Genomic DNA, 23,524 nt, shown 5'->3' with positions numbered 1-23,524 from the left:
CCGTCGGGGGCCGTGCCGGTGGCACGCGGGGGCCGGACATCGCGCGAGCGTGCTCGGGGGAGCGGGCCCGCGGTGCCGTCCGGGACGGCCGTGGCGCCCCGGCGGAGGAACTGCGGGGCGGGCGGGGTACGCGGTGGGTGGTGCGGTCCGCGCTGCCTGGCGACGGGCCATTCTTGGCAGAGCCCGGGACGGGCGGCAAAGGCGCTCGGTACTACGGCCGGTAGTGGACACGGCGGGTGCGGACGACGAAGCGCCCGGCCGAGGCCGGGCGCTTTGAAAGGTTTTGTCCGATTGGGGCAATCGATGGGCCCGGGGCGCCTCGTCGTCGAACGACGGGGTGGAGCGGGCCGGTGGCCTGGGTTCTTCCGGGGCGGCGGGGAGTGCCCGCGCCCCGGAGCCCCGGGTGGGCGGCGCGCTTCCGTCCGCCGGAGCCGGTCCGGCCCGGAGGTGACCACTATCGGCGGCAGTAGGTGGCAAAACCCGTGTGGGCGGCCTCACACGCCGGGGCGGCCCGGGCGGCGGGGAGTGGCGCAGGGTGACCGGCGGGTCACCGGCTCAGGGGGTCGGGTGCGGGTCGGGCCCGGCGACCGCCCGCGGAGGAGCGCTCGCGTACGGGTTGCCCGGGACGGGCGGCCCGGACCGGTCGTAGGGGGGCACATCCGGCACGGCCGCCCCGCCGACGGCCTCCGGTCCGTCGGCGGCCGCCTCCGTGCCCGCCTCCGCATCCTCGGCGCCCTCCTCGACCGGCACCAGGTCGCGGGCCAGCAGCGTGGCACCGGCCACCGCGCCGGGCATGGCGAGGACCGTCACCAGCGGGATCAGGAACGCCAGGATCAGCGGCACCCCGAAGCCGAGCGAGAGCCCGAGCCGGGCGCGCAGCAGCCGGATCCGTTCGCGCTGCGGCACCCCGCGCCGCTGGAGGCCCACCGCCGTCAGCTCGACCGCGAGGAAGAAGCCGGACACCAGGAACCCGGCCGCCGGTACCACCGTCTGCCCCACCACCGGGATGAACCCGCAGACGAACAGCGGGATGCCGAACCCGGCCACCCGGACCAGCACGAACAGGCTGTCCCGCGCCGCGGTCCACAGCTCGCGCCAGAGCGGGACGTCCGGCGGGGTGGGCGCGCCGCCCTCGCTCTCGTCGACCTTCGCGCAGAGCGACTCGTAGAACGGCTGCCCGACCAGCAGGGTGACCGCGGTGAAGGTGATCAGCGAGATCAGCAGCCCGCCGCCGAAGACGACCGCGGCGAGCGCGGTGCGCAGCAGGCCCTGCCACGGCGAGCCCCAGCCGTCCGCGAACGGGGTGGCCCACTCGGCGAGGTCGTCCGACCAGCCCCCGAGGAACACCAGCGCCACCGCGTACCCGGCCAGGGTGAGTAGCGCGGGCAGCATCCCGAACGCCCACCAGCGGCCGTGCCGCCCCACCCACCTCTGGCCCTTGACCAGGTATCCCATCCCCGCCGCAAGATCTCGCACAGCACGAAAGCGTAGGGGCTCCCGGTCCGCGGGTCATGTCCGTTCCGTCACGAGCGGGTACCGGAACGCCGCCGGGCCCGGAAGCCTCCGCATCGGCTTCCGGGCCCGGCGTTCCCTGGGCGGTGCGGTGGCTCAGGCAGCCGCCGCCACCGCCGTCCGCCGCCGGCGGCCCACCACGGCCGACGCCACCAGCACGATCGCTGCGGCGACCAGCGACAAGTACATCTGTTTCCGCCCGTCGGCGTCCGTGAACATGTACGCCACCACGAACCCGATCATGCCGATGGCGGTCCAGGTCAGGTACGGGTACAGCCACATCCGCACGGTCAGGCGCTCGGGGGTCTCGCGCTCGATGATCCGCCGCATCCGCAGCTGCGAGAAGCAGATCACCAGCCAGACGAAGAGCGCCACCGCACCGGAGGAGTTCAGCAGGAAGGCGAAGACGGTGTTGGGGGAGGTGTAGTTGAAGAAGACGGCGACGAAGCCGAAGACCACCGAGGAGAGGATCGCGACCCGCGGCACCCCGCGCTTGGTCACCGAGGCGAACGCCCTGGGGGCGTCCCCGCGCCGGCCGAGCGAGAAGGCCATCCGGGAGGCGGTGTACATCCCGGAGTTGAGGCAGGACAGCACGGCGGTCAGCACGATCACGTCCATCACCTGGGCGGCGCCCGGGATCCCTATGTGCTCCAGCACGGCCACGTACGGGCTGCCCTTGACCGAGGCGGCGTCCCACGGCAGCAGGGTCACCACCAGCAGGATCGAGCCCAGGTAGAAGATCCCGATCCGCCAGATCACGCTGTTGGTCGCCTTGCGGACCGCCCTCTGCGGGTCCTCCGACTCGCCGGCCGCCAGGGTGACGATCTCGCTGCCCATGAAGGCGAAGACGACCGTGAGCATGCCGGTGAACACCGCCCCCACGCCGTGCGGCAGGAAGCCGCCGTGGCCGGTCAGGTTCGTCATCCCGACCGCGTGGGTGCCGGGCAGCAGCCCGAACGCGGCCAGCGTGCCGACCACCAGGAAGGCGGCGATCGCCACCACCTTGATCCCGGCGAACCAGAACTCGAACTCGCCGTAGGAGGCGACCGAGAACAGGTTGGTCGCGGTCAGTACCGCCATCACGATCAGTGCGAACGCCCACTGCGGCACGCCCGGCATCCAGTTGTTGAGGATCTTCGCGCCGGCGGTGGCCTCCACGGCGAGCACCACGACCCAGAAGAACCAGTACAGCCAGCCGATGCTGAACCCGGCCCACCGGCCGAGCGCCCGGTCCGCGTACGCCGAGAACGAGCCGCTCTGCGGATCGGCCGCCGCCATCTCGCCGAGCATCCGCATCACCAGGACGACCAGCACGCCGGCGAGGGTGTACGAGAGCAGGATGCCGGGGCCGGTGGTCGCGATGCCCGCGCCGGAGCCGACGAACAGGCCGGCGCCGATCACACCGCCGATCGCGATCATCGACAGGTGGCGGTTCTTGAGTCCCGCCTTCAGGTGACCGTCGGCCGGGGGTGGGGTGGAGCCGCCGGCGGGGGGCGAGACGGCGGGGGTGGTGGTTTCCGCACTCATCAAGGGTGCCTGTGCCTTTCCAGCGCGGCCTGCCCCTCGGCACGTGCGCCGGAGGGTGGGGGGACGGATCCGCGCATTGCGGTGCAACCTACTTTCTCCTTCCGCATATCGGAACAACGTTCTGGTAAATGTTCGCTCACCGGACATAAAGGGGCAGGTCAGAGTGGGTGAAATGGGGTCCGGAAAAGCTCAGATCTGACGCAGCGAAAGGCGCTCGGGAGGTGCTGGAGCCCGGCGCGGGGATTCGTCAACGGGCCGTACATACTGGCGGCGTGATGATCGCCTTCTTGGTGCTCGGCCTCCTCGCCGTCCTCGCCCTGCTGACCCTGGCACACTGGTATCTCTGGCGGCGCCTGGTGCGCGACGTCTCCACGCCGGGCGGCTGGTGGCGCAGGGCCGGTACGGTGCTCGCCGTCCTGCTGCCCCTGCTCGCGGTCGGCGCCCTGGTCGGCGGGCGCGCGCTGCCGCTGGCCGTCGAGCGGTGGCTGGCCTGGCCCGGCTACCTCTGGCTCGCGGTGCTGCTCTACCTGCTGCTGGCGCTCGCCGTGGGCGAGGCCGTCCGGCCGCTGCTGCTCCGGCTGCCGCGCCGGCGCACTGTGGAGCCAACCACCCTGGAAGAAAAGGAAACTGATGAATCGTCGGTCATGGCCCCCTCGCCGGAGCGCCGGCTGTTCGTCGCCCGCACGGTCGCGATCGGCGCCGCGGGCGCGGCCGCGGCCGTCGTCGGCAACGGTACGTACGGCGTGCTGCGCGGGCCGCGGCTGAAGCAGGTCACCGTGCCGCTCGCGAAGCTGCCCGCGCGGGCCCACGGCTACCGGATCGCCGTCGTCAGCGACATCCACCTCGGTCCGATCCTGGGCCGCGCGCACACCCGGCGGATCGTCGACACCATCAACGGCGCGCAGCCGGACCTGATCGCCGTCGTGGGGGATCTGGTGGACGGCTCGGTGGCCGAACTCGGCCGCGAAGCCGAACCGTTGGCCCGGTTGAGGGCGCGCGACGGCGCCTACTTCGTCACCGGCAACCACGAGTACTTCTCCGGCGCCGGGCCCTGGGTCGACTTCATCCGCGAACTGGGCGTCCACCCGCTGCAGAACGCGCGGGTCGAGCTGGCCGGCTTCGACCTGGCCGGGGTCAACGACATCGCCGGGCGGGACCAGGGGGACGGCCCGGACTTCGGCAAGGCGCTCGGCGACCGCGACCGGGCCCGTACCTCCGTCCTGCTCTCGCACCAGCCGGTGACCATCCACGACGCCGTCCGGCACGGCGTCGACCTCCAGCTCTCCGGCCACACCCACGGCGGCCAGCTCTGGCCCGGCAACTACCTGGCCGAACTCGCCAACCCGACCGTGGCCGGCCTGGAACGCTACGGCGACACCCAGCTCTACGTGACCCGTGGCGCGGGCGCCTGGGGCCCACCGGTCCGGGTCGGCGCGCCGTCCGACATCACCATCGTCACGCTGGCCTCGTTGCAGGTCTGATCCCCGGTGCCCCCGCCCGGCGGCGAGGTGCCGGGCGCACCGCTCGCCGATGGGCCGCGGGGCGCCTGGCCGGCCCGGAGGTGCGGGCGGTGCGGGCGGTGCGGGGGCGTGGTGTCGGGGCGACGGCATGGACTCTCCGGGGAAAGGGATTTGACGGTCAGTCACCCGGGCGGGGGCGCGAAATGATCGAATCCCGATGCTAGGGCTTGTCCGACGAATCGCGTCGCATCAGCGCGCGGCGGGAATCGTCGGACAAGCCCTGGGCGGAGGAATGTCCGAATCGGCCGAAGACACGGCACGGTGCTCTCCCCGGTCCGGGTGGCGGCCCGCCCCGGCGCCGGGGGCTACCGCTCGGTCACGTCCAGCAGGGTGATCCGTCGGGCGTCCGTCGGCCGCCCGGTGAGACGGGCGGCCAGGATCCGCGGGATGTCGCGCTCCTGCGAGTACCCGGGCAGCACGGTGACGTCCGCCCGCCGCACCCCGGCCCGGCCGGCCACCGTGTACGTCACGCGGTAGACCGTCCGCTCCGGTGGCGGGGGCGGGCAGCCGGGCCGCTCCACGCCGCGCACCGCGTCCACCTCCTCGCGCCGCCGCCCATTCTCCGCCCGGACGGGCCCGGCGGCGATCCTGTGGCCGATCGGGGTAAAGGCGGGCAGAGTGGGAATCTCCGGAGCGGGATGCTCCGATGAGCGGGAACCTCCGGGAAGGGGCGACCCCATGCAGACCACCTGGAAGGGGACGATCAGCTTCGGGCTGGTCAGCATCCCCGTTCACCTGTACTCCGCCACCCAGGAGCACGACGTCCCGCTGCACCAGGTGCACGCCAGGGACGGGGGCCGGGTGCGGATGAAGCGGTACTGCGAGCGGGAGGAGAAGGAGGTCCCGTACGCGGAGATCGCCAAGGGCTACGAGTCGCCCGACGGGCGGACCGTCACGCTCACCGACGAGGACCTCGCCGACCTGCCGCTGCCCAGCAAGAAGATCATCGACGTGCTGGCCTTCGTCGACGCCGCCGAGATCGACCCGCTGATGTTCTCCAAGGCGTACTACGTCGGCGTCGCCGACCAGGCCGCCGCCAAGCCGTACGCCCTGCTGCGCGACGCGCTCACCGAGTCCGGTCGGATCGCGGTCACCAAGATCGCGCTGCGGACCAGGGAGTCGCCGGCCGTCCTGCGGGTGCACGACGGGACACTGGTGCTCCAGACCTGCATCTGGCCCGACGAGGTCCGCTCGGCGGCCGGCATCGCCCCCGAGGAGGACATCGCCGTCCGGCCGCAGGAGCTCAGGATGGCGCGCTCGCTGATGGACACCCTCTCCGAGGGCTTCGACCTCTCCCAGCTCCACGACGACTACCAGCAGGCGCTCCAGCAGGTCGTCGAGGCCCGGATCCAGGGGGTGGAGGTGCCGCACGAGGAGGAGCCGGGCGAGGCGCCGGACAACGTCATCGACCTGATGGAGGCGCTGCGCAGCAGCCTCCGGCAGGCCAGGGGCGGGCACCGGGGGCGGGCAGCCGAGGCGCCGCCCGACGCGGAGGCGGCAGCCGGGGGGCCGGAGTCGGAGGCGGCGGCGCCACGCAAGCGCGCCCCCGCGAAGAAGCCCGCCGCCGGGACCCGGACCGCGAAGGAGGCGTCCGTGAAGGGCGCGACCGCGAAGAGCGCGTCAGTGAAGAGCACAACCGCGAAGAAGACCACCACCAGGAAGTCCGCAGCTCCCCGCAAGGCCTCGTGAGCTGCTCACCGGCAGTCCCCCCGACGTCCGGAGGCGATCCAGATGGACCTGTTGACCTACAAGGAACTCGACACCGGCCCCGAAGCCCCGCAGCATCCGAGCCGGGCGCACCGGGCCTGGCACGCCCTGCTCGGCCTCGGCCCGACGGCGGTCGTGTTCATGGTCGCGCTCTCGCTCGGGCTCGGCGCGATCGGAGCGCAGGTGAGCTGGCTCCCGATGCTGGTGATCTTCAGCATCGTGTGGGGCCTGACCCTGATCGCGCTGGGCGGCGTGGTCGCGCGCTGGCTGACGCCCGGCCGGGGCAGGCACCGCATGGCGGGCTGACCCGGCCGGACGCCGGTCGGCGGGTGTGCCGGGGTTCAGGCGAGCCACACCGTGGTGACGTTGCAGAACTCCCGGATCCCGTGCCCGGACAGCTCCCGCCCGAACCCCGAGCGCTTGACGCCGCCGAACGGCAGCGCCGGGTGCGAGGCCGTCATGCCGTTGAAGAACACCCCACCCGCCTGGATGTCCCGGACGAAGCGCTCCTGCTCGGCCGGGTCGTCGGTCCAGACGTTGGAGCTGAGCCCGAACGGCGTGTCGTTGGCCAGGGCCACCGCCTCGTCCAGGTCCGCCGCCCGGTAGACGGTGGCGACCGGCCCGAAGGTCTCCTCCTGGTGGACGCGCATCGCCGGGGTGATGCCGGTCAGGACGGTCGGCTCGTAGAACCAGCCGCCGTCCCACCCCTCGGGGCGACGGCCGCCGCACTCCACCCGGGCGCCGTGCGCGCGGGCGTCCTCGACCAGTTCCTCCAGGTCGGAGCGGCCCTGGCGGCTGGCCAGCGGGCCGACGTCCGTCGCCTCGTCCAGCGGGTCGCCGACCGTCAGCGCCCGCATCGCCTCGGTGAACGCGGCGGTGAACCGCTCGTAGACGTCCGTGTGCACGATGAAGCGCTTGGCGGCGATGCAGGACTGCCCGTTGTTCTGCGCCCGGGCGCGGACGGCGGTGCGCACGGCGGCGTCCAGGTCGGCGCTCGGCAGCACCACGAACGGGTCGCTGCCGCCCAGCTCCAGCACGGCCTTCTTCACCTCGTCCGCGGCCGTCGCGGCGACCGCCCGCCCGGCCGGCTCGCTGCCGGTGAGCGTGACCGCGGCCACCCGGCGGTCGCGGATCACGTCTTCGACGGCGTCCGAGCCGATCAGCAGCGTCTGGAAGCAGCCCTCGGGGAAGCCGGCCCGGCGGAACAGCTCCTCCAGGGCCAGCGCGGTGCGGGGCACGTTGGACGCGTGCTTGAGCAGGCCGACATTGCCCGCCATCAGCGCGGGCGCGGCGAACCGGACGACCTGCCAGAGAGGGAAGTTCCAGGGCATCACGGCCAGCACCACGCCGAGCGGACGGTAGCGGACGTAGGCGCGGGCGGCGCCGGAGTCGGCGACGTCGGCCTGGTCCGGGTGCTCGTCGGCGAGCAGTTCCTCGGCGTGCTCGGCGTACCAGCGCATCGCCTTGGCGCACTTGGCGGTCTCGGCGCGGGCGGCCGTCAGCGGTTTGCCCATCTCCTCGGTCATCGTGCGGGAGACGGCCTCCTGGTCCTCGTCCAGCAGGTCGGCGGCGCGGCGCAGCAGTTCGGCGCGGTGGGCGAAGGAGGTGAGGCGGTGGGCGCCGAAGGCGGCCTCGGCGCGGGCCAGCCGCTGCTCGACACCGGCGGCGTCGAGCGGTTCGAAGGTCTCCAGGGTCTTGCCGGTCGCGGGGTTGACGCTGGCGATGGGCATCGGGGGCTCCCAGAGGGTCGCGGTCCGTGGGGTCTGATCCTCCACCCTCGCCGACGTCCCACCCCGGGCCCGCCACCGCCGCCCGGCGTGTCCCGCCGGGCGGCGGCCGGTCCGGCGCCGCCCGCCCCTACTCCGGCAGCGACTCCACCCGGGCCGCCGCCTCCCGGGCCCGGGCCCCGGCCCTGGTCCGGGCCGCGGTGACCTGCCGGTTGGGGAACCGGTGCAGGAACTCCGCCTCCAGCTCACCGGTTCGCAGGGTGTGCCGGTTCAGCGCCTCCTCCGAGCCGTACAGGAAGGTCTCGTGGCGGGTGCGGTGCAGCTGCTCCAGCTCGTGCAGCAGCGTGTCGTTCCCCAGGGCGTGCGCGGAGATGCCCGCGGGTCTGGGGTGCGGAGCGTCGGGGTGCCGCATGTCCGTTTACCTCCTCGGCGGAGCCGCGCAGGACCAACCCCCTCTGGCGTTACTCGTTCCCCGCCCGGCGCCCGGGATAACTCGATCGGATCATAGGATGGTTCTTTACGCCTGTTTGTCCCTCTGTACGTCCCGCCGCGCCCTCCTTCGATCCCCTCCCCGTCGACCGAAACGAATCACGCATGCCCCTCCCCAAGGCCGAACTCCACCTGCACATCGAAGGCACCCTGGAGCCCGAGCTCGCCTTCGCCCTCGCCGCCCGCAACGGCATCACCCTCCCGTACGCGGACACCGAGGAGCTGCGCCGCGCGTACTCCTTCAGCGACCTGCAGTCCTTCCTCGACCTGTACTACGCGCTGATGGCCGTCCTGCGGACCGAGGACGACTTCGCCGACCTCGCCGACGCCTACCTGGCCAGGGCCGCCGAGCAGGGTGTCCGGCACGCCGAGATCTTCTTCGACCCGCAGGCGCACACGGCACGCGGCGTCCCGCTCGGCACCGTGGTCCAGGGGCTCACCCGCGCCCTCGCCCGCGCCGAGGAGCGGTACGGCATCAGCACCCGGCTGATCATGTGCTTCCTGCGCGACCAGTCCGCCGAGTCGGCCCTGGAGACCTTCGAGGCCGCCCGCCCGTACTTCGACCGGATCTCCGGCATCGGCCTGGACTCGGCCGAGGTCGGCAACCCGCCGGCCAAGTTCCGCGAGGTCTACCGCCGTGCCGCCGAGGCCGGGCTGCGCCGCGTCGCCCACGCCGGCGAGGAGGGCCCGGCCGGCTACATCACCGAGGCCCTGGACGTCCTCGGCGTCGAGCGCATCGACCACGGTCTGCGCTGCCTGGAGGACGCCGACCTGGTCGACCGCCTCGTCCGCGAGCAGATCCCGCTCACCCTCTGCCCGCTCTCCAACGTCCGGCTGCGCTGCATCGACACCCTCGCCGACCACCCGCTGCGCACCATGCTCGCGGCCGGCCTGCTGGTCACCGTCAACTCCGACGACCCGGCGTACTTCGGCGGCTACGTCGACGACAACTTCCGCGCCGTCGAGGCCGCGCTCGACCTCGACCCCGAGACGCTGCGCCTGCTGGCCGCGAACTCCTTCCGCGCGTCCTTCCTGGACGACGAGCGCCACGCCCTCCTGCTCGCCGAGGTCGCCGCGTACGAGTTCGGGCGCACCGTGGCCTGACGCCCGTCAGGAGACCGGGGTCCTCCCGTCCGTCCAGGCCCCGCGGTGGTCCGGGGCGGGCGGGAGGACGCGGCCGGGGGACTCAGAGCAGAGTGCTCCAGTAGTACCAGAACCGGTTGAGGATCAGCAGCGCGATCACCGCGTACCAGAGCGCCGGCACCACCCAGTGGTAGCGGGCGGCCTCCCGGACCACCGGGCGCAGCGCGCGCGGGGCCGGGATGACACCGGACCGCAGGTTGTGCAGGGTGGTGTACCAGAACAGCGGGATCATCGCCGCCCAGACCACCATGCAGTACGGGCAGAGCGCGCCGATCCGGTACAGAGCCTGGTACATCAGCCAGGTCACGAAGCCGATGCCGAAGACCGTCCCGGCCTGGAGGCCGAGCCAGAACCAGCGGCGGTACGTCGCCCCGGCCAGCAGACCGGCGCCGATCGCGATGACGACGGCGAAGCCGATCAGGCCGAGCAGCGAGTTGGGGAAGCCGAAGGCCTCGGCCTGGTCGCTGCGCATGACCGAGCCGCAGTTGATGATCGGGTTGATGTTGCAGTTGGGGACGTACGACGGGTCCTCGAGGAGCCGGATCTTGTCCAGGGTGAGGACGGCGGAGGCGAACAGCCCGATCGCCCCGCCGATCAGCAGCAGCAACGCGAAGGGCCGGCCCGCGCCGTACGTCCGGGGGGCGGTGGCGGGGGTGGCGGCCGTCATCCGGTCACCTGCTTGACCATGGCGGTGAACTGCTCGGGGCCGACCGGCCCGTTGCCTCCGAAGACCTCCAGCTTCCTGCCGTCCAGCTTGACCGTCGGGGTGCCGGTGACGCCGCTCTTGTCGAACGACTTGTTCACCTCGTTGGCCCACGGTGCGTAGGTGCCGTCCTGGACGGCCTTCACGAAGGCGTCCGTCTTCAGCCCCGGCACCTGGCCGGCCAGGTCGAGCAGGTGGTTGACGTCGGCGAAGGCGTCCTGGCGCTCGTCCGGCTGGTTGGCGTAGAGCACGTCGTGGAACTGCTTGAACTTGTCCACGCCCTCGTTCAGCGCGGCGCCGGCGGCGGCCAGCGCGGTGCGCGAGCCCTTGCCGCCCAGGCCCTTGTCCAGGAACGTCGCCAGGTGGTACTCGATCTTGTACGTACCGTCGTCGGCGAGCTGCTGGATGGTCTTGCCGTTGGTGGTCTCCAACTGCTCGCAGTACGGGCAGCGGAAGTCCTCGTAGATCTCCAGGGTGTGCGGGGCGTCGGCCTTGCCGTAGGTGATCACGGTGCCGTCGGCGCCGCTCGCGTTGGCGGGGGTGACCAGCGGGCCGTTCGCCGCCGCGTCGCCGGGGCCGGAGGAGCCGCCGACGGCGAAGGCCACGCCCGCGGCCAGGGCGAGCACCGCGGCGGAGGCGGCGCCGACGATCGTCCGGCGGCGGATCTTCGCGGACCGCTCGGCGCGCAGGCGCTCCTCGCGCATCCGCTCGGTGGCGGCTCGGCGGGCGGCGGCCTTGGCGCCCCCGGCGTTCTGCGGGCGGGCGTTCTGCGGCTTCTTCGGGGTGTTGCTCATGGCGGGGTGTCGTCCTGTGCTCTCGGTCGGGAGGGATGCGGGCGCGCGAGGGCGCGGCGAGAGACCGGCGGAGGACCGCGGAAGGGAGGTGCTCAGCAGGCCGGGGCGAGCGCCGGCGGACCACGCCGGACGGCCGGGCGGGCCACCACGTCCTCGACCGGGACACGGACCCGGCTGGCACGCGGGAACGGCACCCGGGCCACCGGCCGGGCCGGGACGGGCGCGGCCAGCAGCAGCCGCCAGTGGGCGGCCGCCGGGAGGAAGTGCCGCAGGAAGTCGCCCAGCGTCCGGGCGGCCTGCGCCAGCCCGGTCAGCGCGGCGTCGGCACGGCGCAGCCAGAAGGCGCCGGTCAGCGCGATCGCGGTGTGCAGCAGAAGGAGCAGCGGCACCCCGGCCGACTCCGGGACGCCGTGGCCCAGCAGGAAGCCGCCGAGCGAGCCGCCGCCGCAGAGCAGCGGCTCGAAGCCGCGTGCGGTGCCGGGCGGCAGCGAGGGACAGGTGGTCTGGGCGAGGCCGAACAGGGCGCTCAGGCCCAGTTGCAGCGGCAGGAAGACCGCCGCGATCGCCGGGTAGCGGCGCTCGGAGCCGGCCAGGGCGAACGCCACCGCGAAGACGGCGACGCCGGCCGGTGCCAGCGTGCCCAGCGGCAGCGGACGGCCGGTGACCAGCACCTGACCGAGCCCGGCGAGCAGCACGACCAGCGCGGCGAAGACCGCCGCGCGGAGCGTCCTGGAGACCGGGCTGATGTCCATGGCATCCGAGTCTGCCACAGGTTGAAACGTGGACCACCGGGCCGAAGGTCCGCTGTGAAGATCCTCACCGCCCGTTCTGAGCTGGGCTTATGCGGCCCCTACCCGGGCTTCGACCAGATCGCGGAACAGCTTCAGGTCGGTCCGCACCGCCCGTTCGATCGCCCCGGCCTGGGCGAAGCCGTGCGGACCGCCGAACGCCTCGTGCACCGCCTCCGGGTCGTACTCGACGCGGATCTGCAGCCGGGTGTGGCCCGGGTCGAGCGGGAGCAGTGCGAAGGCGCCCCGCAACGGCAGGCCGGCCAGCGTCCGCCAGGACATCACCCGGCCCCGGCCCCGGTCGGTGATCTCGGTCTCCACGTCCTGTTCGGCGCCGTCGATCTCCACCCCGAGATGGGCCAGGTTCCGGCCGTGCGGGGAGGCGCTGCGCACCCCGGCGACGAACCGCGGATAGTCGTGGACCCGGTGCAGCTGCTCCCAGGCGGCCAGTACCGGGGCGTCGATGTCGATCTCTTCCTCGAGCGTGCTCATGCGGGGCGGACCTCCTTCTGCCCGGCCCTCCGGGCACCTCCAGCCTGCGCCCGTCGGCCGCCGGCGGGCAATGCGGGCGCGGCCGCGCGAGACTGGGCCCATGCCGGAGCTGCCCGAGGTCGAGGCCCTCAGCGCCTTTCTGTCCGAGCGACTGACCGGGCGCGTCGTCGCCCGGGTGCAGCCGGTGGCGATCAGCGTCCTCAAGACCTACGACCCGCCGGTGACGGCGCTGGAGGGGCGGACGGTCGGCCCGGTGACCCGGCACGGCAAGTTCCTGGACATCGAGGCGGGCGGCCTGCACCTGGTGGTCCACCTCGCCCGGGCCGGCTGGCTGCGCTGGAAGGACAGCCTGCCCGCCGAGCCCCCGCGCCCCGGCCCGAAGAACCCGCTCGCCCTACGGGTCCGCCTGGCCGGACCGGCCGGCGACGGCTTCGACCTCACCGAGGCGGGCACCAGGAAGGGCCTGGCGGTGTACGTGGTGCAGGACCCGGCCGAGGTGCCCGGTGTCGCCCGGCTCGGCCCGGACCCGCTGGACCTGGCCTTCACCCTGGAGGCCTTCACGGCCCTGCTGAGCGGCGAGCGGCGCCGGCTCAAGGGCGTCCTGCGCGACCAGAGCGTGCTGGCGGGCGTGGGCAACGCCTACTCGGACGAGGTGCTGCACGCGGCACGGATGTCGCCGTACAAACTGGCGTCGAGCCTGACGCCGGAGGAGACGGCCCGGCTGTACGAGGCGCTCGGGTCGACCCTGCGCGAGGCGGTGGAGCGGTCGCGCGGGCTGGCGGCGGGGGAACTGAAGGCGGAGAAGAAACTCGGCCTGCGGGTGCACGGCCGGGCCGGGCAGCCCTGCCCGGTCTGCGGGGACACCGTGCGCGAGGTGTCGTTCGCCGACTCCGCACTGCAGTACTGCCCGACCTGCCAGACCGGCGGCAGACCGCTCGCGGACCGGCGGCTGTCGCGGCTGCTGAAGTAGCGGGCCGGGCGGGCGGCGGGCCGGGGTGGGCCCGGCGCAGGCGGGGTGCCTGGGCCGGGCCGGACGCGCCCTACCTCTTCCGGGCGACCCCGCCCCAGTAGTAGGCGGCGGTCGGGTCGGCCGGCGGCTCGCCGTCCGGGCGCCAGGCCATGACGGGGGCGACGCCGGGCTCGATCAGCTCCCAGCCGTCGAAGAACCGGGCGACCTCGTCGCGGGTGCGCGGGACGAGGGTCATGCCGCCCTGGCGGGCCGCGGCGGCGACCTTGGCCACGCTCTCCGGGTCGAAGTCCTGGGTGGGGTGGGTGAGCGCGAGGCAGCTGCCGGACGGCAGGGCGTCGCGCAGCTCGGCGACCTTGCCCCACGGGTCGTCCTCGTCGGCGACCAGCATCAGGACGGCGATCATCAGCAGCCCGACCGGCTGGTCGAGGTCCAGCGTCGCGGTCAGCGCCGAGTCGGCGAACAGCTCGGTGGGCTTGCCCAGGTCGGCGTGGATGTACGTGGTGCGGCTGGCCGGGGTGCTGACCATCAGCGCCCGGGCGTGGGCCAGCACGATCGGGTCGTTGTCGACGTAGACCACACGGGTGCCGGGGCTGACCGACTCGGCGATCTCGTGGGTGTTGGGCGAGGTGGGGATGCCCGTCCCGAGGTCGAGGAACTGGCGGATGCCCTGCTCCCGGGCCAGGTAGCGGACGGCGCGGCCCTGAAAGGCCCGGTTCTCCTTGGCCATCGCCTTGACGCTCGGAACCGCCTGCTCGATGGCCTGGCCCATGGCGCGGTCCGGCGGGAAGTTGGTCTTGCCGCCCAGCCAGTAGTCGTAGACGCGTGCGGAGTGCGGGGCGTTGGTGTCGACGCCGAAACGTTCCCACTGGCTCAGCTCGGCGGGGTCATTGTCGCGCTGGTCGGAGAAGTCCTGACTTGTCGTCATGGCCACGTCCTCTGAAGACAGATCATCACACTGGGAGAGGTCAGCTTAGCGGTCCCGATGTGCCCGGGGTCACGCGGTCTGCGGATCGGTACGCGCTTGGGCCGTCGGGGTGGTGCTGAGGGCCGTCGGGGTTGCCCGTGGGAGGTGGGGCGGTTCGCGGGGGAAGCATTCAGCATGTTGTCTGATCGTCATACTATTTCGCGCAGATTGTTACTGGCCGCGGCGGGAATGTCGCTGGTCGAGGTCGCCGGCTGCCGTGGCCCGCTGGACGGCGACGGGGCCGCCGCGCCGACTACCGGGGCGGCCGCTCCTCCCGCGCGGGTGGCCGGGGTGGGCGGGGCGCCGGGCGCGTCCCCGCCGCCCACCGGTGCTCCACCCGACGGGGGTTCGGCCGCCCTCGCCCCGCCCGAGCTCGCCCCGCCCGGACTCGTCCCACCCGCCCTCGCCCCGGCCGCCGGGCAGGTACTCACGGCGGCGGAACAGCGGCCGGTGTTCGAACTGGGCCCGGAGCGGAGGGTGGTCGCCCTCACCATCGACGACGGCCCGCACCCGCGCCACACGCCGGCCGTGCTGGCGCTGCTGCAGCAGTACGGGATCAGGGCCACGTTCTTCCTGATCGGCGAGAACGCGGCGGAAAACCCCGGACTGGTACAGGAGACCGTCGCCCGGGGTCACCACATCGGCAACCACACCTGGACCCACCCCGACCTGCGGCACCTGTCGGAGGAGAAGGTGCGCGACGAGTTGGGGCGCACCTCCGACCTGATCCACCGGATCACCGGCAAGGCGCCGACCTGGTTCCGCGCCCCCGGCGGGGACTGGGCGCCGGTCACGCTCAAGGTCAGTGCGGAACTGGGGATGCGGTCGATGGCCTGGACCGTGGACCCGACGGACTGGGCCGAGCCGGGAGCGGACGTGATCACCAGCCGGGTGCTGAAGGGTGTCCGGCCGGGCGCGATCGTGCTCAACCACGACGGTGGCGGGGACCGTTCGCAGACGGTGGCGGCGCTGAAGGCGTATCTGCCGGCGCTGATCGACTCCGGGTACTCCTTCACCGCACCGGCGGGCTGAGGTGCGGTTTCTCGTCGGAATGGGGTGCGAGTACGGAGACGCCCAGTAGCGGCTTTTGGGCTTAAACCACCCGAAAGAGTGGATAGGCAGGATCGTTTCCGCAGTTTTTGGGCCCCTAGGGTGATAACGCATCAATTCCCCAGGTACCGCCGAGTACCGCCCTGAAAGGGCCACCCCACATGCGTCTCCGCAACGCCGTGCTCGCCGCCGCCAGCGCGCTCGCCCTCGTTCTCGCCGTCCCCGTCTCCGCCGACGCCGCGGGCGGCGAGTTCCGCTACAAGTACCGGAACGCCCTGGGCGAGCAGCTCGGCGCGCTGTTCGACCCGCGCAGCGGCGAGTGCGTCAAGGTGCCGGAGGCCACCGAGGAGGAGGCGGCGTACACGCCCAGCAACCGCACCAACGCGGCGGCGACCGTCTACGCCGGCTTCGACTGCCGGGGTGGCGACTCGTACGTTCTGCGGCCGGGCGGGCAGGCGGGGAGCCGGCTGCTGGTCCGCTCGGTCAGGTTCTCGTAAGCGGCGCCGGCGATCGCCGGATCCGTCGGGTCGTCAATTCGTACGAAGCTCACGACAATGCGGCGATTGGTTGAGACCATTCCGGTGAACCGTCCGTGAACGCGGGCAGGTCGCGTGCACGACGACACCGGGAGCGGCCTTGCCGATTCGAACATCCGGGCTCGCCGCCCGGACCCGCAGACTGCTGGTCATCGCCGCCGTCCTGGCGCTGGCGGCCGCCGGTTTCGGCGTGCACCGCGCCATCGGCGGTGCCGGCCGTGACGGTGACGCGGACGGGGGCGCGGCGGCGCCCGCCGCGGCGCGCGGCCCGCGTACCGGTGACCGGATCATCCCCGCGCCGCTGTCCGTCGCGGCCGGTTCGGGCCCGGCCTTCAGGATCTCCGAGCGGACCGTCGTCCGGGTGGGCGCCGCCGGCGGTTCCGGCGGCGCCGAGGAGCAGGCCGTACGGGTGCGGGCCGTCGCCGAGCAACTGGCCGAGGCGCTGCGCCGGCCGACCGGCTTCCCGCTGACGGTGGAGGCCGGGGCGGGCGCCGCTCCGGCGGGGGCGGCCGAGGGCATCCGGCTCGAACTCGACCCCGCGATGCCGGAGGAGACCGGCGACGAGGGCTACCGGCTGACGGCCGACTCCGCGGCCGTCCGGATCGCCGCCCGTACCCCGGCCGGGCTCTACCGGGGTACCCAGACGCTCCGCCAACTGCTGCCCCCGCAGGTCGAGAGCCGGTCACGGGTGACCGACGGGACGGACTGGACGGTCGCCTCCGTCGACATCGACGACCACCCGCGCTACGCCTACCGGGGCGCCATGCTCGACGTGGCGCGGCACTTCTTCACCCCGGACGAGGTCAAGGGGTACATCGACCGGCTGGCCCTGTACAAGGTCAACCACCTGCATCTGCACCTGACCGACGACCAGGGCTGGCGGATCGCCGTCCCCGCCCGGCCCGCCCTCACCGAGATCGGGGCGAGCAGCGAGGTCGGCGGCACGCCCGGCGGCTTCTACACCGCGGCCGACTACCAGGAGATCGTCCGCTACGCGCAGGAGCGCTTCCTCACCGTCGTCCCCGAGATCGACCTGCCCGGGCACAGCAACGCGGTGCTCGCCTCCTACCCCGAGCTGGACTGCACCCGCAGCGCGCGGCCCTGGCCGTACACCGGGATCGAGGTCGGCTTCAGCACGGTCTGCCCCACCGGGGACGCGGTCTTCGCCTTCACCGGCGACGTGGTCGCCGAGCTCGCCCGGCTCACCCCCGGCCCGTATCTGCACATCGGTGGCGACGAGGTGAAGAAGCTGGCGCCCGCCGACTACCAGGAGTTCGTCCGCCGGGTGAGCGCCCAGGTGGTCGCGGCCGGGAAGATCCCGGTCGGCTGGAACCAGACCGCGGCGGCCGCCGGTCCCGGCGGGGTCGGGCTGCTGCAGTACTGGGACGCCAACGGCGGCCACGAGCAGGAGGTCAGGGAGGCGGCCGGCCGCGGCGCCAAGGTGATCATGTCCCCGGCGGGCCGGACCTATCTGGACATGAAGTACGACAGCTCGTACCCGCTGGGGCTGCGCTGGGCCGGGACGGTCGACGTCTGGTCCGCCTACTCCTGGGATCCGGACACCCTGAACGCCGCCCTGCCGGCCGGTTCCGTCGTGGGCGTCGAGGCCCCGCTGTGGACGGAGACCCTGAGCAGCCCCGCCGATCTGGACCTGATGCTGCTGCCGCGGCTGCCCGCCATCGCCGAGCTGGGCTGGTCCCCGAAGACCGCCCACGACTGGGAGCGGTTCCGGCAGCGGCTCGCCGAGGAGGGCGCGCGCTGGGAGGCGGCCGGTTTCGGGTACGAGAAGCGCTCGGAGGTGCCCTGGCCGGTGACCGCGCGGTAGGCGTGGGCGGTGCGGCGGCGTTCAGGGCGTTTCGGGGGCGGGTGGCCGGGGCGGACGGTCGGACGTAGGTTCGAAGTGTCCGGCCCGGTCGCGTGGCGGAGCACGCCGGCGCCCGGCCGTGCCGTGGGCGCAGAGTGAAGGAGGGCGGCGATGACCGGCAACGGCTACGCACACCCCGAGGCGCTGGTCGGCACCGAGTGGCTGGCGCACCACCTGGACGACGGGACGATCCGCGTCGTCGAGGTGGACGAGGACACCACCGCGTACGACCGGGACCACATCCCCGGTGCGGTCGGCTGGAACTGGACCACCGACCTGCACAGCCGGGTCGGCCGCGACTACGCCGACCGCGAGGGCGTGCAGGCGCTGCTGCGCGCGGCCGGCGTGGAGGACGACACCACCGTGGTGCTGTACGGCGGCAACAACAACTGGTTCGCCGCGTACGCCTACTGGCTGCTGCGCCTGCGCGGCTTCGGACCGGTGCGGCTGCTGGACGGCGGGCGCAAGAAGTGGGAGCTGGAGGGGCGCGAGCGCACCCAGGAGGTCATGGACTACCAGCACACCGGCTACCGGCTGGCCGGCCCGGAGCGCCCCGAGCTGCGGGCGCTGCGCGACGAGGTGCTGACCAAGGCGGAGGTGTTCGCCAAGCCCGGTTCGGACGTCGTGCTGGTGGACGTCCGCTCGCCCGCCGAGTACCGGGGCGAGCTGCTGGCGCCGGCGCACCTGCCGCAGGAGCAGGCGCAGGTGCCCGGACACATCCCCGGCGCGGTGAACATCCCGTGGTCGCAGGCGGCCAACGACGACGGCACCTTCCGCTCGGCGGACGAACTGCGCGCCCTGTACGGCGGGAAGGGCGTGGAGGAGGAGCGCGAGGTGATCGCGTACTGCCGGATCGGCGAGCGGTCGGCGCACACCTGGTTCGCGCTGACCGAGCTGCTGGGCTACCCGCACGTCAAGAACTACGACGGCTCGTGGACGGAGTACGGCTCCCTGGTCCGGGCACCGGTGACACTGGGCGGGTGAGCCGGGTACGGGGCCCGGGCGGCGCGACGGGGTGCCGGCCGACTGGGGAGCGTTTCGGCTCGTTTCTTCTTATGAAAATCTCATAACTTAGGCGTGAGCGGGGGTCCGCTGGGACAGGGTTCGATCCAACCCACTGTCCCAGTAACCCTGGAGGACCATCGTGCGCAAGAGGCTGATCGTCTCTGCTGCCAGCGCTCTCGCTCTGCTCCTGGCCGTTCCCGCGTCGGCCGCGACGCCCTCGCCGGGGGCGGCGGGGGTCGGGGATCCGTACTACCCGACGTACGGCAACGGCGGATATGACGTCTCGCACTACGACATCCGGCTGAAATACCAGCCCGCCACCGACCTGCTGGAGGGCACCACCACGATTCTGGCCACGGCCACGCAGGACCTCTCCCGGTTCAACCTGGACTTCGTGCTCGACGTCCAGCAGGTGCTGGTGAACGGGCGGGCGGCCAGGTTCGCCAGCACCGGTGAGGCGGAGCTGGAGGTCATCCCGGACCGGCCGATCGCCAAGGGGAGCCCGGTGACGGTGGTCGTCCGGTACTCCGGGGTGCCGGGGGAGGTGGAGCGGGACGGGTACTCGGCCTGGCTGCGGACGCCGGACGGGGGCGTCGCGGCGAACGAGCCGGTGGCCGCCTGGTGGTGGTTCCCGAGCAACGACCACCCGACCGACAAGGCCACCTTCGATGTGTCGGTCCTGGTGCCGGACGGTACCCAGGTGATCAGCAACGGCCTCTCCACCGGGCAGAGTTCGCGGGCCGGCTGGACCCGGTACAACTGGCGCCAGACCAAGCCGCAGGCCACCTATCTGGCCACCCTGGCGATCGGCCGGTTCGATGTCAGGACCGACACCACGCCGAGCGGGCTGCCCGTCATCACCGCGTACAGCAAGGACCTCGGTGAGAACGACGGGGCGGCGCGGGCCAGTGTCGAGCGCACCGGCGAACTGGTGGACTGGTTGAGCGGCTACTTCGGGGAGTACCCGTTCACCTCGGTCGGCGGATACGTGCCCAACGTGCCCACCGGCTACGCGCTGGAGACCCAGACCCAGATCTTCTACAGCCCCGCGCAGTTCGCGCGCGGTGCCAACACCTCGGTCGTCGTCCACGAGCTGGCCCACCAGTGGTACGGGGACAGCGTCTCCGTCCAGCGGTGGAGCGACATCTGGCTCAACGAGGGCTTCGCGCGGTACTCGCAGTGGCTCTGGTCGGAGCACGAGAACGAGGGCACGGCACAGGAGCTCGCCGACTACGTGTACTCCTACTACCCGGCGGACAACGCGTTCTGGACCGTCAAGCCGGGCGACCCGGGCGCGGACCACCAGTTCTCCAGCGCCGTCTACGACCGGGGCGCGGTGGCCGTCCAGGCGCTGCGGAACACCGTCGGCGACGAGAAGTTCTTCCAGATCCTCAAGGGCTGGCCGGCCGAGCGCCGCTACGGCAACGCCACCGTCCAGCAGTTCCAGGCGTACGCGGAGCGGATCTCCGGGAAGAAGCTCGGGGACCTCTTCACCACCTGGCTGTTCACGCCCTCCAAGCCGGCGGTCCCGTCGGCGGGGGCTCCGGCGAAGGCGGTGGCCGGGCCGGCGTCCGCGGCGCTGCCGCAGGAGCCCAGGTCGTGGAAGAAGATCCAGGAGACCAACTCGCTGCACGACAACGGGAGCGGGCACGGCCACGGCCGCTGACCGGGCCCGGACAACGGGAGGGCGGAGCCCGGCCGGCCGCATCACAAGGCCGGCCGGGCTCCGCCCATCCCCGGCGGGTCCCCCCGGTCAGCCGTCCTGGCGGTAACGGAGCAGCCGGCGGATCTGCTCCACGAGTTCGTCGTCGCCCGTGATGGGCTTGTCGGAGACCAGGGCCCCGAGGCGCTCCGCCGTCTGGAAGTCGTAGGCGCGCTCGGCCGCCTCGCCGGGGACGGCCTCGTACTCCTGTCCGGCCCGGAAACCGACCACGGAGTGCACCGCTTTGGCGATCAGCCAGCTGAGGACGAAGGAGAACGCGGCGACGGCCGCCACGGCGACCAGCTGCTTGCCCAGCTGCGCCCAGCCCCCGCCGTAGAAGAGCCCCTTGGTGCCGCTGATCCGCGCGGTGGCGAAGAGACCGACCATGACCAGCCCGACGAACCCGCCCGCGCCGTGCACCCCCGCCACGTCGAGCGTGTCGTCCACGTCGAAGCGGTACTTGAGGGTGACCGCGAAGGCGCAGACCACACCCGCCACCAGGCCGGTGACCAGGGCACCCGTCGGGTCGATCTCGCCGCAGGCCGGGGTGATCGCCACCATGCCGGCCACAGCCGAGGAGAGGACCCCCATCGTGCTCACCCGGCCGGTCCGCCACTTCTCGACCAGCGGCCAGGTGATCATGGCACCGCCGGCGCCGAGCTGGGTGTTCAGGAAGGCGGCTGCCGCATTGCCCTGGGTGTTCAGCGCCGACCCGGAGTTGAAACCGAACCAGCCGAACCAGAGCAGGGCCACGCCGATCGTCACGAGCGGGATGTTGTTGGGGCGCTCCTCGCGGCGGGTGAGATCGGAGCGGTCGCGCAGCGCCAGCGCCACCGCCAGCCCGGCGACCCCCGAGTTGAGCTCGACGGGGAGTCCGCCGGCGAAGTCGAGGGCGCCGAGGTGCTTGACGATCCAGCCGTCGGGGTCGAAGACCCAGTGCGCGACCGGGATGTAGACGATCAGCAGCCAGAGCACCACGAAGGCCAGCCACCCCCGCAGGGTGGCGCGGTCGGCGATGGAGCCGCTGACCAGCGCGACGGTGATGATCGCGAAGCCCATCTGGAAGGTGCTGTAGACGTACGAGGGGATGGCACCGGTGAGCGTGGTGATCCCGATCCCGCGCAGGAACGCGTGGTCGAGGTTGCCGATCAGCCCCGCCCCGCCGACGTCGGGACCGAAGGCGAGGGAGTAGCCCACGAGGTACCAGAGCACCGTGCCGAAGGCCATGGCCGCGAAGCTCATCTTCAGCATGACGAGGATGTGCCTGGTGCGGACCATCCCGCCGTAGAAGAACGCCAGCCCGGGAGTCATCAGGATGACCATGGCGGTGGAGGCGAGCAGCCAGGCGGTGTCTCCGGAGTCGTAGCCGGGCGGCATCGGTGGAGCGAGCGCGATCATGGGACGGTCCCTCGGGGTATCGGGTGGCGGGTGTCGGGTGGAGGGCTTAGGGCTTGCGGAGGTCGGGCGCGGGGTGGCCGGTGAGCAGCCGGCGTACGGCGTTCCAGGCGGCGGCGCGTGCCCCGGCGACCAGGACCGGGTCGTCGCCGAGCAGCCGCAGCCAGGCGCCGCAGTCGTAGGGCAGCACGCTGACGCCGTGGAGGAGGTCCAGACCGGCGAGCGCCCCGTGCAGCGCGTCGGCGATCTCGGCGGCCGGCCGGCGGTCGGTGACGACGAAGACCGAGACGACCTGGTCGTGGCCGGCCAGGACACCGGGCCCCAGGACACCCGTACCGGGGGCACCGCCGTCGGGCGTGAGGCGCAGGGTGTCGATCGCGAGGGGGCTGCCGTCGGGCCGGCCGATCCGCAGGTCGGTGGCGAGCACCCGGTACTGGTGCCGTTCCCCCCGGGCCAGCCGCCCGGCGGTCAGAGTGTCCCCCAGCAGGACGGTGGCGCCCGGTGCGACGGTGACCTCGGTGCGCTGGTAGAACCGTGAGCCCTTGAAGGGGATCAGCGGGTCCGGCCAGTACTCGACGTAGCTGCCGGGCGCCGCCGTCAGGTTCACGAGCTGCGTGGCGTAGTCGTGCTCCATCCGGTAGACCTTGGTGGCGGCCTGGGTGGTGAGGTGGACCTCCGTGCCGGGGCCGCAGCGGAAGTCCATCCGGTGACGGTCGGCCTGGGCGATGCCGCCTCCGGTGGCCATCAGGTAGGCGAACGCCATCCCGGGCAGGTGCTGGTCGATCCAGAGCGGCCGCATCAGGTGCAGTGGCGCCTTCTGGTACCGCTCGACCAGTTCGGTCCGCCCCTGGCGCAGTTCGAAGCCGAGGTCGAGGATGCCGACCTTGGCGGGCGAGCCCGGGCCGAGGGTGTCGGGCACGGACGCCAGGTCCGACACCTCGGACGGGACGCGGTCCGGCTGGTAGTAGGAACGGACGAGGCGGTCCACGGCGGTCGGCACGTCAGATCAGCACCGCGCGCCGGGACTCCAGGAAGGCGGCGATCTTCTCGATGCCCTCGCCGGTGAGGCAGTCGGTCAGGACGACCGGCCGGTCCTCCCGCACCCGCAGCGCGTCGGACTCCATGACGGTGACGTCGGTGCGCACGTACTGGGCGATGTCGATCTTGTTGATCACCAGCAGGTCCGAGTCGGTGATCCCGGGCCCGCGCTTGCGCGGCATCTTCTCGCCCTCGGCGGTGTCGAGGACGAAGAGGAACAGGTCGACCAGGACCGGGCTGAAGGTCAGGGTCAGATTGTCCCCGCCGCTCTCGTAGAGCAGCGTGTCGGTGTCGGGGAAGCGCTCCAGCATCTCCGCCCCGGCCGCCAGGTTCATGGTCGGGTCGTCGCGTACCGCGGTGTGCGGGCAGGCGCCGGTCTCGACCCCCACGACGCGCTCGGGTTCGAGCACCCCGGCCAGGGTCCGGCGGACGTGCTGGGCGTCCTCCTGGGTGTAGATGTCGTTGGTGATGACGGCGGGCCGGTGCCCGCGGGCGATCAGGACCGGCACCAGCGCCTCGATCAGGGCGGTCTTGCCGGAGCCGACCGGGCCGCCGATGCCGACCCGGAGCACGTTGTCGTCCATGGTTCTGCTGCCTT

Annotated in this window: 23 protein-coding genes; 10 read left to right on the top strand and 13 right to left on the bottom strand. The window is 72.7% G+C overall.

Going from position 1 to position 23,524, the window contains the following annotated elements:
- Window positions 1–555: 555 nt before the first annotated feature.
- Window positions 556–1,476 carry an EI24 domain-containing protein gene (locus ACIQIB_RS07160; protein ID WP_400757139.1) on the bottom strand — a complete coding sequence of 307 codons (921 nt, stop codon included), beginning with the start codon at window positions 1,474–1,476 and terminating at the stop codon, window positions 556–558.
- 132 nt (window positions 1,477–1,608) lie between these two features.
- Complete coding sequence (locus ACIQIB_RS07155; RefSeq protein WP_363604974.1) at window positions 1,609–3,039, bottom strand: amino acid permease; 1,431 nt, start codon at window positions 3,037–3,039, stop codon at window positions 1,609–1,611.
- 275 nt (window positions 3,040–3,314) lie between these two features.
- Here ACIQIB_RS07155 and ACIQIB_RS07150 point away from each other — a divergent pair, with 275 nt between their 5' ends.
- A complete protein-coding gene (locus ACIQIB_RS07150; protein ID WP_400757232.1) occupies window positions 3,315–4,520 on the top strand; it encodes a metallophosphoesterase in 1,206 nt (401 codons plus the stop codon).
- 344 nt (window positions 4,521–4,864) lie between these two features.
- On the opposite strand, the gene ACIQIB_RS07145 is transcribed toward ACIQIB_RS07150, so the two are convergent.
- Complete coding sequence (locus ACIQIB_RS07145) at window positions 4,865–5,098, bottom strand: hypothetical protein (RefSeq protein WP_400650457.1); 234 nt, start codon at window positions 5,096–5,098, stop codon at window positions 4,865–4,867.
- A 139-nt stretch (window positions 5,099–5,237) separates the two neighbouring features.
- Here ACIQIB_RS07145 and ACIQIB_RS07140 point away from each other — a divergent pair, with 139 nt between their 5' ends.
- Both ACIQIB_RS07140 and ACIQIB_RS07135 read left to right on the top strand, forming a co-directional pair.
- Window positions 5,238–6,248 carry a Ku protein gene (locus tag ACIQIB_RS07140; protein ID WP_400757138.1) on the top strand — a complete coding sequence of 337 codons (1,011 nt, stop codon included), beginning with the start codon at window positions 5,238–5,240 and terminating at the stop codon, window positions 6,246–6,248.
- A 42-nt stretch (window positions 6,249–6,290) separates the two neighbouring features.
- A complete protein-coding gene (locus ACIQIB_RS07135) occupies window positions 6,291–6,572 on the top strand; it encodes a hypothetical protein (RefSeq protein WP_400757137.1) in 282 nt (93 codons plus the stop codon).
- A 35-nt stretch (window positions 6,573–6,607) separates the two neighbouring features.
- Here ACIQIB_RS07135 and ACIQIB_RS07130 read toward each other — a convergent pair whose 3' ends face one another.
- Window positions 6,608–7,996 (bottom strand): NADP-dependent succinic semialdehyde dehydrogenase, encoded by a 1,389-nt coding sequence (locus ACIQIB_RS07130; RefSeq protein WP_400757136.1) that lies wholly within the window; start codon window positions 7,994–7,996, stop codon window positions 6,608–6,610.
- A gap of 127 nt (window positions 7,997–8,123) precedes the next feature.
- Window positions 8,124–8,405: a DUF6158 family protein gene (locus ACIQIB_RS07125; protein WP_400757135.1), complete on the bottom strand. Its 282-nt coding sequence runs from the start codon at window positions 8,403–8,405 to the stop codon at window positions 8,124–8,126.
- Between the two features lie 182 nt (window positions 8,406–8,587).
- On the opposite strand from ACIQIB_RS07125, the gene ACIQIB_RS07120 reads away from it, so the two are divergent.
- Entirely contained in the window at window positions 8,588–9,586 is a 999-nt protein-coding gene (locus tag ACIQIB_RS07120; protein ID WP_400757133.1) for an adenosine deaminase, read from the top strand.
- Window positions 9,587–9,668: 82 nt separating this feature from the next.
- On the opposite strand, the gene ACIQIB_RS07115 is transcribed toward ACIQIB_RS07120, so the two are convergent.
- From ACIQIB_RS07115 to ACIQIB_RS07100, 4 genes are all read right to left on the bottom strand, one after another.
- Window positions 9,669–10,292: a vitamin K epoxide reductase family protein gene (locus ACIQIB_RS07115; protein ID WP_400757131.1), complete on the bottom strand. Its 624-nt coding sequence runs from the start codon at window positions 10,290–10,292 to the stop codon at window positions 9,669–9,671.
- Window positions 10,289–11,122, bottom strand: a complete 834-nt coding sequence (locus ACIQIB_RS07110) for a thioredoxin domain-containing protein (RefSeq protein ID WP_363604962.1) — start codon at window positions 11,120–11,122, stop codon at window positions 10,289–10,291. Before ACIQIB_RS07110 ends, ACIQIB_RS07115 begins: the two co-directional genes overlap by 4 nt.
- 92 nt (window positions 11,123–11,214) lie before the next feature.
- Window positions 11,215–11,874 (bottom strand): hypothetical protein, encoded by a 660-nt coding sequence (locus tag ACIQIB_RS07105; RefSeq protein WP_363604961.1) that lies wholly within the window; start codon window positions 11,872–11,874, stop codon window positions 11,215–11,217.
- Between the two features lie 87 nt (window positions 11,875–11,961).
- The gene (locus ACIQIB_RS07100) at window positions 11,962–12,402 is read right to left on the bottom strand and encodes an SRPBCC family protein (RefSeq protein ID WP_363604959.1); all 441 of its coding nucleotides are present in this window, start codon (window positions 12,400–12,402) and stop codon (window positions 11,962–11,964) included.
- Between the two features lie 100 nt (window positions 12,403–12,502).
- Between ACIQIB_RS07100 and ACIQIB_RS07095 the strand changes: the two genes are divergently transcribed.
- Window positions 12,503–13,372, top strand: coding sequence for a DNA-formamidopyrimidine glycosylase family protein (locus ACIQIB_RS07095; RefSeq protein ID WP_363604957.1), 870 nt, complete (start codon window positions 12,503–12,505; stop codon window positions 13,370–13,372).
- A gap of 70 nt (window positions 13,373–13,442) precedes the next feature.
- Here the strand turns inward: ACIQIB_RS07095 and ACIQIB_RS07090 are convergent, their stop codons facing one another.
- Entirely contained in the window at window positions 13,443–14,297 is an 855-nt protein-coding gene (locus ACIQIB_RS07090; protein ID WP_363604955.1) for an SAM-dependent methyltransferase, read from the bottom strand.
- A gap of 228 nt (window positions 14,298–14,525) precedes the next feature.
- On the opposite strand from ACIQIB_RS07090, the gene ACIQIB_RS07085 reads away from it, so the two are divergent.
- The 5 genes from ACIQIB_RS07085 to ACIQIB_RS07065 all read left to right on the top strand — a co-directional run bounded on the left by ACIQIB_RS07085 (window position 14,526) and on the right by ACIQIB_RS07065 (window position 20,457).
- Window positions 14,526–15,368: a polysaccharide deacetylase family protein gene (locus ACIQIB_RS07085; protein WP_400757130.1), complete on the top strand. Its 843-nt coding sequence runs from the start codon at window positions 14,526–14,528 to the stop codon at window positions 15,366–15,368.
- A 179-nt stretch (window positions 15,369–15,547) separates the two neighbouring features.
- Window positions 15,548–15,883: a hypothetical protein gene (locus ACIQIB_RS07080; protein ID WP_400650438.1), complete on the top strand. Its 336-nt coding sequence runs from the start codon at window positions 15,548–15,550 to the stop codon at window positions 15,881–15,883.
- A gap of 139 nt (window positions 15,884–16,022) precedes the next feature.
- The gene (locus ACIQIB_RS07075; protein WP_400757129.1) at window positions 16,023–17,747 is read left to right on the top strand and encodes a family 20 glycosylhydrolase; all 1,725 of its coding nucleotides are present in this window, start codon (window positions 16,023–16,025) and stop codon (window positions 17,745–17,747) included.
- Between the two features lie 150 nt (window positions 17,748–17,897).
- Complete coding sequence (locus ACIQIB_RS07070) at window positions 17,898–18,770, top strand: sulfurtransferase (RefSeq protein ID WP_400757127.1); 873 nt, start codon at window positions 17,898–17,900, stop codon at window positions 18,768–18,770.
- A 160-nt stretch (window positions 18,771–18,930) separates the two neighbouring features.
- On the top strand, window positions 18,931–20,457 hold the full coding sequence (locus ACIQIB_RS07065; protein WP_400757125.1) for a M1 family metallopeptidase: 1,527 nt from the start codon (window positions 18,931–18,933) through the stop codon (window positions 20,455–20,457).
- Between the two features lie 87 nt (window positions 20,458–20,544).
- Here the strand turns inward: ACIQIB_RS07065 and ACIQIB_RS07060 are convergent, their stop codons facing one another.
- The 3 genes from ACIQIB_RS07060 to ureG are packed head-to-tail and all read right to left on the bottom strand — an operon-like array spanning window position 20,545 to window position 23,510.
- Window positions 20,545–21,891 carry an ammonium transporter gene (locus ACIQIB_RS07060; RefSeq protein ID WP_363604946.1) on the bottom strand — a complete coding sequence of 449 codons (1,347 nt, stop codon included), beginning with the start codon at window positions 21,889–21,891 and terminating at the stop codon, window positions 20,545–20,547.
- Between the two features lie 46 nt (window positions 21,892–21,937).
- Window positions 21,938–22,888 carry an urease accessory protein UreD gene (locus ACIQIB_RS07055; protein WP_363604945.1) on the bottom strand — a complete coding sequence of 317 codons (951 nt, stop codon included), beginning with the start codon at window positions 22,886–22,888 and terminating at the stop codon, window positions 21,938–21,940.
- Between the two features lies 1 nt (window position 22,889).
- The gene (ureG, locus tag ACIQIB_RS07050; RefSeq protein WP_363604944.1) at window positions 22,890–23,510 is read right to left on the bottom strand and encodes an urease accessory protein UreG; all 621 of its coding nucleotides are present in this window, start codon (window positions 23,508–23,510) and stop codon (window positions 22,890–22,892) included.
- Window positions 23,511–23,524: the final 14 nt, after the last annotated feature.

It is taken from the genome of Kitasatospora sp. NPDC092286 (genome assembly GCF_044755565.1).
GTDB lineage: Bacteria > Actinomycetota > Actinomycetes > Streptomycetales > Streptomycetaceae > Kitasatospora.
This window is presented reverse-complemented; position numbering and strand designations above follow the sequence as displayed.